Genomic DNA, 11,655 nt, shown 5'->3' with positions numbered 1-11,655 from the left:
CCCGTCGAGAGGGCAAGCGAAGATGATACTGCTCCGCTGGACCGTGTTCCTGGTTCTTGTCGGCACCGTCGCGATCATCCTCGCGCGGCTCGCCTTTCCGCTCCCACCGCTCGATGACCGCACCGAGTCCAGCGCCCGTCCCGCATCGCCCGCAACCGCGTTCGGCGCGGCCGTCCTCACCGCCGCTGCGCGCCACGCGGGTCTGAGCGGAATCTATCCCCTGTCATCGGGGCTCGACGCCTATACCGCGCGCGCGCTCATGGCGCGGGCGGCGGCGGAGACGATCGACGCGCAGTACTACATCTGGGCCGACGACATGACCGGCCTCACGCTCCTGAAGGAGCTTCAGGATGCCGCCGACCGGGGGGTGCGGGTCCGTCTCCTCGTCGACGACAACGGCACGCCCGCGCTCGACCCCGAGCTTGCCGCGCTCGACGCCCATCCGAACGCCGAGGTGCGGATCTTCAACCCCTTCACGCTCCGCGCCCCGCGGCTCGCCTCCTACCTCTTCGACTTTCCCCGCCTGAACCGGCGGATGCACAACAAGTCCTTCACCGTCGACGGCGCCGCGACCATCATCGGCGGCCGCAACATCGGCGACGTCTATTTCGAGACCGGCACCTCGGGCATCTACTTCGATCTCGACGTGCTCGCCGTCGGCCCCGCCGCCACCGATGTCGCCGCCGATTTCGACCGCTACTGGAACAGCCGCTCGTCCTACCCCGCGCTGTCGCTGATCGCGCCTGTGCCGGGCGACGAGGGCCGGCTCGCCGCGCGCGCCGCCGCGGCGGCGGCGTCCGGGCAGTTCGCGGGCTACCTGCGGGCGCTGTCCGAAACGACCCTCGCGCGCGATCTCGCCGCGGGCAAACTGCCGCTCGAATGGGTGCCGGTGCGGCTCTTCTCCGACGATCCGGCCAAGGGGCTCGGCCCGATGAACGGCGATGACTTGCTGATCTTCCGGCTCTGGCGCGACATGCCGCCGCCGCAGACCTCCTTCGATCTCGTCTCGGCCTATTTCATCCCCGGACGAGAGGGAACCGAGGCGCTGACGCGGTTCGCGGGCGACGGCATCAGGGTCCGGACGCTCACCAATTCGCTCGAGGCGACCGACGTCCCGGTGGTCCATTCCGGCTATGCCGAATACCGCGAGCGGCTCATCGACGGCGGCGTCGAGACCTACGAACTCCGCTCCGGGATCGAGGAACGCCGCACCATCGACAATTTTGGCGTGCTCGGCCAGTCGACCTCGTCCCTGCACGCCAAGAGCTTCGCCTACGACCGCCGCCACATCTTCATCGGCTCGTTCAACTTCGACCCGCGCTCGGCCCGGCTGAACTGCGAGATGGGCTTTCTCATCGACAGCCCGCGCCTCGCCGGCACGATGCAGGACGCCTTCGACACGACGGTTCCCCTCGCGTCCTACCGCGTCACCCGCGACGGCGCCGGCAAGCTCACCTGGCACGAGGCCTCGGCGGACGGGGCGGGGACCGACTACCGGCGCGAGCCGAACACCTCCTGGACGATCCGCGCCCTCGTCGCCGCCGTTGCCTGGCTGCCGATCGAATGGATGCTGTGACCCGGTCCCGAATCCGCCCCCCGACCCTGCGCCAGACGCCGGGAGATTGAGGGACAGCGTTTTGGGGAGTTCCTGACGGGCGCGATTTTACAGAACGATTCTCTGATCATTGCGACGATTTCAGAAAAAGCGTTCCGAAGTCCGCTCCGAATGGGGCTTGCGCGCGCCATTGGCCCGGATAGCTTCGCGCCCATGCCGCCTTCGGGTGTTCGGGAACCTCTCCAATTGGACAATTTCATCGCATTCGCCATCGTCGGCTTCCTCGCGCAGCTGGTCGACGGGGCGCTCGGCATGGGCTTCGGCGTCATCTCCTCGGCCGTCCTTCTTGCCCAAGGCGTGCCGCCGCCGCTGGTCTCGGCCAGCGTCAACGCCGCGAAGCTGCCGACCTCGGGCACCTCTGCCACCTCGCACTGGCTGCACGGCAATATCGACTGGCGGGTGGTCCGCCCGGTCGTGGTGATGGGCGCGCTCGGCGGCTGCCTCGGCGCGCTTCTGCTGACCTCGCTCAAGGGGGCGCTGCTCCTGTGGCTCACCAACCTCTACCTTCTCGCGATCGGCGCGCTCGTTCTGGTCCGCGCCTGGCGCGGCCGGGCGCCCGCGCTCGTCGCCGCCGGCCGGTTCCGCCTGATCGGCTTCGCGGGCGGCGCCATCGAGGGGATCGGCGGCAGCTGGGGCCCGATCGTCACGACCGGGCTGCTCGGCTCCGGCGTGCCGCCCCGGCAGGCCGTGGGCTCGTCGAACCTCTCCGAATTCGTGGTGAGTTTCGTGGTCTTCGCGGTCCTGACGCTGGGCTTCCATGCCGGCCACTGGGGCGCGGACATGGAGTGGCGCTCGCTCGTCGGCTCGGTCGCCGGCCTCGTCGCGGGCGGTGTTCCGGCGGCGATCTTCGGCGGAAGGCTGGCCGCGCGGGTGCCGCACCGGCCGCTGACCGTCGCGGTCGGGCTTCTGGCGATCGGCATCGCCATCTACCGCTTCGCGACGATGTGAGTCCCGCCGCCGCGACCCGAACCCCGCGCTACTCCACGCGGCCCCCGAAGGCCCGGACAAAGCTCACCGCGAGGATGATCCGCACGAGGTGATGCGCGGTGACGTAGAGGATCGACATCTTCAGGCTGAGCGCGATGAGCCCCATCTCGATCAGCCCGCCCGGCGCGAAGGCGAGGAACACCGCGCGCACCGGCTCGCCCGCTAGGGGCGCCAGCGCGACGGCGAAGCCGACCGCGGTCCCGATGGTGATGACCGCGTTCATCAGCGCGAGCCGCAGCGCCACGAGGATCCGCCCCTTCGGCATCCCCGCGAAGCGCACCCCGAGCGAGGTGCCGACCACGACCTGCGCCGCGGCCAGGAGCCAGCCGGGCGGCACGCCCTCGGTCCAGCCCGCCATGTGCGCCGCCGCCGATAGGAGGATCGGCCCCAGCACATGGCCCGCCGGCAGCCGGAGCTTCAGCCCGATGAGTGCGCCCGCCACCGCCGCCACCGACAGCACCGCCACGTCCCAGGCCCCGAGCGCCGATCCCGCCACCGCCGCGCCGCCCGCCGAGCCGACCGCATGGCCCTCCATCCAGGAAAACGCGACCGGCACGAGGACGATGGTCAGGATCAGCCGCAGGAACTGCAGCATCGCCAGCATCTGCACGTCGGCCCCCGCCTCCTCGCCCATCTGCACCGTCTCGACGAGCCCGCCCGGCGCGGTGCCGTAGAAGGCGGTCCGCCGGTCCACCCGCCCGGTCGCGGTCAGGAGCTTGAAGCCGAGGAAATGCACCAGCGGGATGAAGAGGCAGAGCGCCAGCAGAGAGGGTATCCACTGCGGCGCCTCGGCGAGGATCTCCGGCCGCGCCGCGCCGCCGATGGCGATCCCGATGATAGGGACGAAGACCATCCGCACCTTCTGCGGCGCCTGCGGCAGGTGGCCGAAGGGCTTCAGGCCGCCAATCGCCGCCGCGCCGACCGCGAGGAGCGAGCCGAGGAGCATCGGCAACGGCAGGTGCAATGCCCGCGCGGCGAAGCCGCCGGCCAGCCCGAGCGCATAGGTCAGTCCGACCGTCGGCCAGTGCGGAGCGCCGAGGAGGCGGTCGATCAGGTGGCGCATGGGTGTCCCGGCTTACGGGACCGCGGCCGCGACCCCTCCCGTCAACCTGTCAGCGCCGGCGCCCGAGGGCAAGCCCCGGCCCTAGAAGACCGTCTGCACCGCGCGCGACAGGAAGAAGCCGTGCCCGTCGCGGTTGCGGCATTCGAGCCCCTTCTGCGAGGAATGGCAGACGAAGCCCCCGAACGTCCCGGTCACGCCGTAGTCCGCCCGGTCGAAGCCGCTACGGTCATGGCTGAGCGGCGCGCACAGCATCTGCACCGGCCCCCGGTCGAGCATCATGAAGCTGTGCCCCCAGTCCGAGGCGCAATCCGCCGGACGCGGCAGGGCGGGCGCGCCATGCCGCTCGATGATCGTGCACTGGATGTCGGACATGTCGACCTCCATCCCCACCGTGCACTGGATGTTCTCCGACGGGGTCTCGAAGGTCCAGATGTCGGCATGGGCGGGCAGGGGGCCGAGAAGGAGGATCAGGACGGCAGGGCGCAACATGGTCGTTCCCCATTCGATATGGTCCGCGTGGACCCAGCCTGCCACCCGGATCGCGCGTTGTCACCAGAGAAGGCGGCCCCGGCGCGGGCCTCAGGGCAGGTCGCGGACAAAGAGGTCGGCCGCGCCGTCCGACAGGTCCGGGTCGTGCCGGAACCCGGCCTTTTCGAGCACCCGTGCCGAGGCCGGGTTCGCCCGGTCGACGCCGCCCAGCAGGCGCAGCGGCCCGGCCGCACCCGCCGCGCCGATCAGCCCGGTGAGCAATTCGGTCGCGAGCCCCTTGCCCCAGTCCGCCTCGGCCAGAAGGTAGCCGATATGGACCTCCCGCAGCCCGCCCTCCGCCCGGAAGGCCGCAAGGATCAGAAGCCCCGCGATCCGGCCCTCCGGCCGCGTGAGCGCAACGAAGAGATCGCTTTCCGCAATCCGGCCGTCGATCCAACCGGCGACTGCGGCCGGCCCCGGCCCCAACTGCATCCGTTCCGGCAGATGCGCCAGCACGCGCTGCGTCAGGACCGCGCCCAGCTCCGCCTCGAGCGCGGCGCGTCGGCCGGCGTCCGGGGCGAGCGAGCGCCACCGGCGCAGCGACAGCCGCGGCGTGTCGAACTCCGGAATCGGCGCGGCTGTGGCGGCCATGCTCACCAGTGCGGCGGTTTCTGGTCGGCGAGCGGGATCGCGCCCGAGGCCTCGGCCTCCGCCTCCGCCGCCCGCTCCATCAGGAGCCGCACGCGCCGGGTCAGCACCTCGATCTCGCGCGCCTGCGCCGCGATCACGTCCGAGAGGTCGTCGACCGCGCGCCTGAGATGCGCGATCTCCTCCTCCGCCCTTTCCAGTCTCTCGCTCATCGCCCCTTCCTCGTCCGGCGCATGTACATACGCCCGCTGTACGCATGACCGACGCCCGCTGTACGCCCGGCATATGCCGGTTGCGCCTCCCGCAGCCGCTTGTTCCCGTTCCCCCCTTCCGTTACACCCGCGCGCGGATGGATGTGAAGGGTCGGATCATGGCCAAGGACAAGGGACCGCGCAGACCGAGGGCCGAGACGCCCAAGGGCTTCCGCGATTATTTCGGCGCCGAGGTGACGGAGCGCAAGGCGATGCTCGACAAGATCGCCGCCGTCTATCACCGCTACGGCTTCGATCCCCTGGAGACATCCGCCGTGGAAACCGTTGAGGCGCTTGGGAAATTCCTGCCCGACGTCGACCGCCCGAACGACGGCGTCTTCGCCTGGCAGGAGGAGGACAGCGACTGGCTGGCGCTCCGCTACGACCTCACGGCACCCTTGGCGCGGGTCGCGGCACAGTACCGCAACGACCTGCCGACGCCCTACCGGCGCTACGCGATGGGCCCCGTCTGGCGCAACGAGAAGCCGGGACCGGGGCGATTCCGCCAGTTCTATCAATGCGATGCGGATACGGTCGGCTCCGGTTCGGTGGCCGCCGACGCCGAGATCTGCGCGATGCTGGCCGACGCCCTCGAAGAGGTCGGCATCCCCCGCGGCGACTACGTCGTGCGGGTAAACAATCGTAAAGTCTTGAATGGTGTAATGGAGGTCGCCGGCGTCCTCGATCCCGCCGACCCGTCGAAATTCGAACACGAGCGCGGCATCGTCATGCGCGCCATCGACAAGATCGACCGCCTCGGCGACGCGGGGGTGCGCGCGCTGATCGGCGCGGGCCGGATGGACGACAGCGGCGACTACACCAAAGGCGCCGGGCTGTCGGACTCGCAGGCCGATGTCGTGCTCGGCTTCATGTCCGCCCGCCGCGACACCGGGGCCGAGACCGTGGCGCGTCTCCGCGAACTCGCCGGCGGCTCCGCCGTCGGCACCGAAGGCGTCGACGAGCTTGAAAAGATTGCGGAACTTCTCGACGCGCAGGGCTACGGCCCCGACCGCATCGTGATCGACCCCGCGGTCGTCCGCGGCTTGGGCTACTACACCGGCCCGGTCTTCGAAGCCGAGCTCACCTTCGAGATCCTCGACGAAAAGGGCCGCCCGCGCCAGTTCGGCTCGGTCGCCGGCGGCGGCCGCTACGACGACCTCGTGAAGCGCTTCACCGGCCAGTCGGTGCCCGCGACCGGCGTCTCGATCGGCGTCGACCGGCTCTTGGCGGCGCTCCATGCCAAGGGCCGGGTCCAGGCCGACACGCGCGGCCCCGTCGTCGTCACCGTCATGGACCGCGACCGCATGGCCGATTACCAGAAGATGGCGACCGAGCTCCGCCAGGCCGGCATCCGCGCCGAGGTCTATCTCGGCAACCCGAAGAACTTCGGCAACCAGTTGAAATACGCGGACAAAAGGAACTCTCCCGTCGCGGTGATCCAGGGCGGGGACGAGGCGGAGCGCGGCGTCGTTCAGCTCAAGGACCTCTTCCTCGGCGCCAAGATCGCCGCCGAGGCCAGCCACGAGGAATGGAAGAGCCAGCCCGCCCAGACAGAAGTCCCGCGCGCCGATCTCGTGACCGAGGTCCGCCGCCTTCTGGGAACCGCCTGAATGGCGCTGAAAGGGGCAGCGCGGGCCGAGGCCGACCGCCTCATGGCCGCCTTCCGCACGGCGGGCGCGGTGCCTGTCGAGGCCGACATATTGCAGCCCGCCGAGGTGCTTCTCGACCTCTACGGCGAGGACATCCGGGCGCGCGCCTATGTCACCGCCGACCCGCTCAGGGGCGAGATGATGCTGCGCCCCGACTTCACCGTGCCGGTGGTGCAGATGCACATGGCCGGCGGCGCCGAACCCGCGCGCTACTGCTACATGGGAGAGGTCTTCCGCAAGCAGGAACATCTGACCGACCGGAAATCCGAGTATTTCCAAGTGGGTTACGAGGTCTTCGACCGCGCGAACCCGGCCCTTGCCGATGCCGAGGTCTTCGCCCTCTTCGCGGACCTCCTCGCGCCGCTCGGCTTGCGCGCCGTCACCGGCGACATCGCGATCCTGATGGCGGCGGTTGAGGGCCTCAAGACGCTGGAAAGCCGCAAGGCCGCGCTCCTGCGCCACATCTGGCGCCCCCGCCGCTTCACCCAGCTCCTCGACCGTTTCGGCGGCCGCGCTCCGGTCCCCGAGAGCCGCGCCCGCCTCCTCGCCGCCCTCGCCGCCGGCGATACACTGACGACCGCCCCGCGGATCGGCCTGCGCTCCGAGGCCGAGATCGCCGCCCGCCTCGCGGCGCTCAAGGACGACGCCAGGGCCGCGCCGATCTCCGCCGAGGAGGTCGCCCGCCTCGAAGACCTCCTGAACCTCACGGCGAAAAGCCCGGCAGCACTTGCGCATTTGCGCGACATGGCCCGAGACATGCCCGCCATCGCGGAGGCGACCGACCGGATGGAAGCGCGGCTCGACGCGCTCGGCGCCAAGGGAGTCGATGTGGGCAGCCTCGCCTTCGAGGCGTCGCACGGCCGCACCACGCTCGAGTATTACGACGGCTTCGTCTTCTCCTTCCACGGGCACGACGCGGAACTGCCGCCGATCGCCTCGGGCGGGCGCTACGATGCGCTGACGCAGGTCCTTGGCCAGGGGCGCTCGATCCCGGCCATAGGCGGCGTGATCCGCCCCGGCCTCGTCGCCGACCTGACGGAGATGCACCCATGCTGAAACTCGGCATCCCCTCCAAGGGCCGGCTCATGGAGCAGTGCTTCGACTGGTTCGCCAGCCGCGGCATCACGCTCCGCCGCACCGGGTCGGACCGCGAATACGCCGGCGCCGTCGAGGGCGCCGACGGCCTCGCCCTCGTCCTCCTCTCGGCCGGAGAGATCCCGCGTGAGCTTGCGGCGGGGCGCATCCATCTCGGCGTCACCGGCTCCGACCTCGTGCGCGACAAGCTCGCCGACTGGGACCGCCAGGTCGCCGAGCTCGCGCCGATGGGCTTCGGCCATGCCGATCTCATCATCGCGGTGCCCGCCTGCTGGCCCGATGTCGACACGCTCGACGATCTCGACGCCGCCGCCGCCGCCTTCCGCCGAACCCACGGCCACCGGCTCAGGATCGCCACCAAGTACCACCGCCTCGTGCGCGAGTTCCTGACCCGGAACGGCGTCGCCGACTACCAGCTCGTCGACAGCCAGGGCGCGACCGAGGGCACCGTCAAGAACCTCACCGCCGAGGCCATCGCCGACATCACCTCGACCGGCGAGACCTTGCGCGCCAACCACCTGAAGATCCTCGCCGACGGCCTCGTCCACCAAAGCCAGGCCACGCTCTACGCCGCCCGCGCCGCCGACTGGAAAAACGGCGCCGCCGAAACCCTCGCCGGTCTCGCCGCGCGCCTCGGCTTCGATCCGAAGCCGCTCTGATCTTCTTCTTTTTCCAAATATCCCGGGGGTCCGGGGGCAGCGCCCCCGGCGCCCGCCCTCAGCGCAACCCGATCTCGGCCAGCGCCAGCGCCATCTCCTCCGGCAGCGCCGTATCGGCCTCCCGCGCCTTCGGCAGGTCGCGCGGCGCGTCCTTCGGCTCGAGGTAGCGCCAGCCCTGGAACGGCCGCCGCGGCGCCGCCTCGGTGCGCACCACCTCCGGATCGAGGACAATGCCGCAGCGCCGGATCCCGTCCGACCCCTCGATCTCGTCGAGCCTGAGGATCCGCTGGCGGCAGAGGATCACCCCCTTCACCACCCAGTAGAGCGAGCCGCCCGCCAGAACCTCGGCCTCGCGCTTCGGCCACATCCGCGTGACATGGCGCCGCTCGCCGGTCGGGTAGGGCGCGGGATGCGTGCGCTGCCAGTCGAGGAGATCCTCGACACTCTCCGCGCCGACGCAGAGCTTCAGAAGATGAAGAGACTCGGCCATGGCACCCCCAAGACCTTGCCATTCTACCCGCGCCACCCCCGAGATCAAGTTGACCGTCCCGACTGCCGGGCGTATCGTGGTCACCCCTTCCGATACCTTAGGACCGAGGCCCGATGACCCGTTTCGCTGCCCCCATCGCCGAACAGATCTGGGACATGAAGTACCGCTTCAAGGAGGCGGACGGCACCCCCATCGACGGCACGGTCGAAGACAGCTGGCGCCGCATCGCCCGTGCCCTTGCCGCCGTCGAGAAGGATCCCGCCCGGTGGGAGGACCGCTTCTACGCCGCGCTCGAGGATTTCAAGTACCTCCCCGCCGGCCGCATCACCGCCGGCGCCGGCACCGGGCGCACGGTCACGCTCTTCAACTGCTTCGTCATGGGCACGATCCCCGACGACATGGGCGGCATCTTTGACGCGCTGAAGGAAGCCGCGCTGACCATGCAGCAGGGCGGCGGCATCGGCTACGACTTCTCCACCATCCGCCCGCGCGGCGCCGAGGTGAAAGGGGTGGCCGCCGACGCCTCGGGCCCCCTCTCGTTCATGGATGTCTGGGACGCGATGTGCCGCACCATCATGTCGGCCGGTTCGCGCCGCGGCGCGATGATGGCGGTGATGCGCTGCGACCACCCCGATATCGAGGCCTTCATCGCCGCCAAGCAGGACGCCGCGCGGCTCAGGATGTTCAACCTCTCGGTCCTCGTCACCGATCCGTTCATGGCGGCGGTCAAGGACGGCAAGCCCTGGAACCTCACCTTCGATGGCAAGGTCTACAAGACCGTCGAGGCGCGCGACCTCTGGAACCGGATCATGCGCGCGACCTACGACTACGCCGAGCCGGGCGTGATCTTCATCGACCGCATCAACGCCGCCAACAACCTCGGCTATGCCGAGACCATCGCCGCCACCAATCCCTGCGGCGAACAGCCGCTGCCGCCCTATGGCGCCTGCCTGCTCGGCTCGATCAACCTCGCCCGCCTCGTCACCGACCCGTTCGGCAAGGGCGCGGCGCTCGACGCGGATGCGCTGGATGAGCTCGTCACGACCGCGGTGCGGATGATGGACAACACCGTCGACGCCTCGCGCTTCCCGCTGCCCCAGCAGAAGGCTGAGGCGCAAGCGAAGCGCCGCATCGGCCTCGGCGTCACCGGGCTTGCCGACGCGCTCCTCATGGTGGGCCTCCGCTACGGCTCGGAAAAGGCCGCGCGCGCGACCGAGGAATGGATGCACCGGATCGCCCGCGCCGCCTATCTCGCCTCGGTCGAGCTCGCGAAGGAAAAGGGCGCCTTCCCGCTCTTCGCCGCGGAAAAATATCTTGCCTCGGGCAACATGATGCAGATGGACCCCGATGTGCGCGCGGCGGTCGCGGAACACGGCATCCGCAACGCGCTCCTGACCTCGATCGCTCCCACCGGCACGATCAGCCTCTATGCCGGCAATGTCTCGTCCGGGATCGAGCCGGTCTTCGCCTATGCCTACAAACGCAAGGTTCTCCAAAAGGACGGCAGCCGCACCGAGGAGGAGGTCGTCGACTACGCCGTCCAGCTCTGGCGCGAGCGTTTCGGCGACAAGCCCCTGCCGGAGCATTTCGTCAACGCCCAGACCCTGCCGCCGCTCGACCACGTCCGGATGCAGGCGGCGGCGCAGAAATGGGTGGATTCGTCGATCTCCAAGACCATCAACTGCCCCGAGGAGATCGGCTTCGAGGCCTTCAAGGACGTCTACATGGCGGCTTGGGACCAGGGCTGCAAGGGCTGCACCACCTACCGCCCGAACGCGGTCACGGGGAGCGTGTTGTCGGTATCCGACAAGTCAACGAGTGATACTCTGAAAGACCGTCTGAAATCAGTAATGGCTCAGAAGGAAGTAAACGCTGCTGAAGTAGCGCGTGTCGCAGGCCTTAATCCGACCGGCGTCTACGACATACTTAGCGGAAAATCACAAAGTCCGCGCTTGGATACCATCGAAAAGATAGCCGGGGCGCTTTCTGTCAAGGTCGCAGATCTTCTGCCGTCCAGTGGGCCCGAAGTCCTCTCCAAGGACGGCGCCGAACCGCTCACGCCGCATGGCGACGTCGTCTATCTCTCCGAACCCTTGGACCGGCCGCAGGCGCTCGAAGGCGCGACCTACAAGCTGAAATGGCCCGACAGCGAGCACGCGATCTACATCACGATCAACGACATCGTCCAGGGCGGCCACCGGCGCCCCTTCGAGGTCTTCATCAACTCCAAGAACATGGAGCACTACGCCTGGACGGTGGCGCTGACGCGGATGATCTCCGCCGTCTTCCGCCGCGGCGGCGACGTCTCCTTCGTCGTCGAGGAGCTGAAAGCCGTCTTCGACCCGCGCGGCGGCGCCTGGATGGGAGGACGCTACATCCCCTCGATCCTCGCCGCGATCGGCGGCGTCATCGAACGCCACATGATCGCGATCGGCTTCCTCGAGGGCGAGGGCCTCGGCCTCAAGTCCGACCCCAAATCGCAGGTCGTCGCGGTCGGAGAAGCGCCCCGCGGCCCGGCCTGCCCCTCCTGCGGCCAGTTCGGATTGCAGATGATCGAGGGCTGCCTGACCTGCCCGAATTGCGGCCATTCCAAGTGCGGATGACGAGGTGGTCAGTGAGACTGAGTGTAATGTAGGACCCACGAATAAATGACCATTTCCGGGGTTTTTTGACCACTCCGGCACAGGTCAAATGACCACCGGTCGCATCGCGATCGGTGGTTTTTGTTTT

General features: G+C 69.2%; 11 protein-coding genes. 6 read left to right on the top strand and 5 right to left on the bottom strand.

Annotated elements, in window-relative coordinates; genetic code table 11:
* Positions 1 to 22: 22 nt before the first annotated feature.
* Together R5H32_RS09265 and R5H32_RS09260 are read left to right on the top strand one after the other, a co-directional pair.
* A complete protein-coding gene (locus R5H32_RS09265; RefSeq protein ID WP_318338401.1) occupies positions 23 to 1,576 on the top strand; it encodes a phospholipase D family protein in 1,554 nt (517 codons plus the stop codon).
* A 225-nt stretch (positions 1,577 to 1,801) separates the two neighbouring features.
* On the top strand, positions 1,802 to 2,563 hold the full coding sequence (locus R5H32_RS09260) for a sulfite exporter TauE/SafE family protein (RefSeq protein WP_318338400.1): 762 nt from the start codon (positions 1,802 to 1,804) through the stop codon (positions 2,561 to 2,563).
* A 28-nt stretch (positions 2,564 to 2,591) separates the two neighbouring features.
* On the opposite strand, the gene R5H32_RS09255 is transcribed toward R5H32_RS09260, so the two are convergent.
* The 4 genes from R5H32_RS09255 to R5H32_RS09240 all read right to left on the bottom strand — a co-directional run bounded on the left by R5H32_RS09255 (position 2,592) and on the right by R5H32_RS09240 (position 4,993).
* Positions 2,592 to 3,665: an AbrB family transcriptional regulator gene (locus R5H32_RS09255; protein WP_318338399.1), complete on the bottom strand. Its 1,074-nt coding sequence runs from the start codon at positions 3,663 to 3,665 to the stop codon at positions 2,592 to 2,594.
* A gap of 81 nt (positions 3,666 to 3,746) precedes the next feature.
* Positions 3,747 to 4,154, bottom strand: a complete 408-nt coding sequence (locus tag R5H32_RS09250; protein WP_318338398.1) for a DUF6636 domain-containing protein — start codon at positions 4,152 to 4,154, stop codon at positions 3,747 to 3,749.
* Between the two features lie 90 nt (positions 4,155 to 4,244).
* Entirely contained in the window at positions 4,245 to 4,784 is a 540-nt protein-coding gene (locus tag R5H32_RS09245) for a GNAT family N-acetyltransferase (protein WP_318338397.1), read from the bottom strand.
* A 2-nt stretch (positions 4,785 to 4,786) separates the two neighbouring features.
* The gene (locus tag R5H32_RS09240; RefSeq protein ID WP_318338396.1) at positions 4,787 to 4,993 is read right to left on the bottom strand and encodes a SlyX family protein; all 207 of its coding nucleotides are present in this window, start codon (positions 4,991 to 4,993) and stop codon (positions 4,787 to 4,789) included.
* 158 nt (positions 4,994 to 5,151) lie between these two features.
* Here R5H32_RS09240 and hisS point away from each other — a divergent pair, with 158 nt between their 5' ends.
* From hisS to hisG, 3 genes are read left to right on the top strand one after another with little or no spacing between them, the layout of a single operon-like run.
* Positions 5,152 to 6,642 carry a histidine--tRNA ligase gene (hisS, locus tag R5H32_RS09235; protein ID WP_318338395.1) on the top strand — a complete coding sequence of 497 codons (1,491 nt, stop codon included), beginning with the start codon at positions 5,152 to 5,154 and terminating at the stop codon, positions 6,640 to 6,642.
* On the top strand, positions 6,643 to 7,737 hold the full coding sequence (locus R5H32_RS09230) for an ATP phosphoribosyltransferase regulatory subunit (protein ID WP_318338394.1): 1,095 nt from the start codon (positions 6,643 to 6,645) through the stop codon (positions 7,735 to 7,737).
* Positions 7,731 to 8,435 (top strand): ATP phosphoribosyltransferase, encoded by a 705-nt coding sequence (gene hisG / locus R5H32_RS09225; RefSeq protein ID WP_318338393.1) that lies wholly within the window; start codon positions 7,731 to 7,733, stop codon positions 8,433 to 8,435. The genes R5H32_RS09230 and hisG overlap by 7 nt, the downstream gene beginning before the upstream one ends.
* A 58-nt stretch (positions 8,436 to 8,493) precedes the next feature.
* Here the strand turns inward: hisG and R5H32_RS09220 are convergent, their stop codons facing one another.
* Complete coding sequence (locus tag R5H32_RS09220; RefSeq protein ID WP_318338392.1) at positions 8,494 to 8,925, bottom strand: DUF1489 domain-containing protein; 432 nt, start codon at positions 8,923 to 8,925, stop codon at positions 8,494 to 8,496.
* A gap of 113 nt (positions 8,926 to 9,038) precedes the next feature.
* On the opposite strand from R5H32_RS09220, the gene R5H32_RS09215 reads away from it, so the two are divergent.
* A complete protein-coding gene (locus tag R5H32_RS09215; RefSeq protein ID WP_318338391.1) occupies positions 9,039 to 11,528 on the top strand; it encodes an adenosylcobalamin-dependent ribonucleoside-diphosphate reductase in 2,490 nt (829 codons plus the stop codon).
* Positions 11,529 to 11,655: the final 127 nt, after the last annotated feature.

The organism is Defluviimonas sp. D31, from assembly GCF_033436765.1.
Lineage (GTDB): Bacteria > Pseudomonadota > Alphaproteobacteria > Rhodobacterales > Rhodobacteraceae > Albidovulum.
The sequence above is the reverse complement of the archived record's forward strand: the minus strand, read 5'-3'. Positions and strand labels throughout refer to the sequence as shown.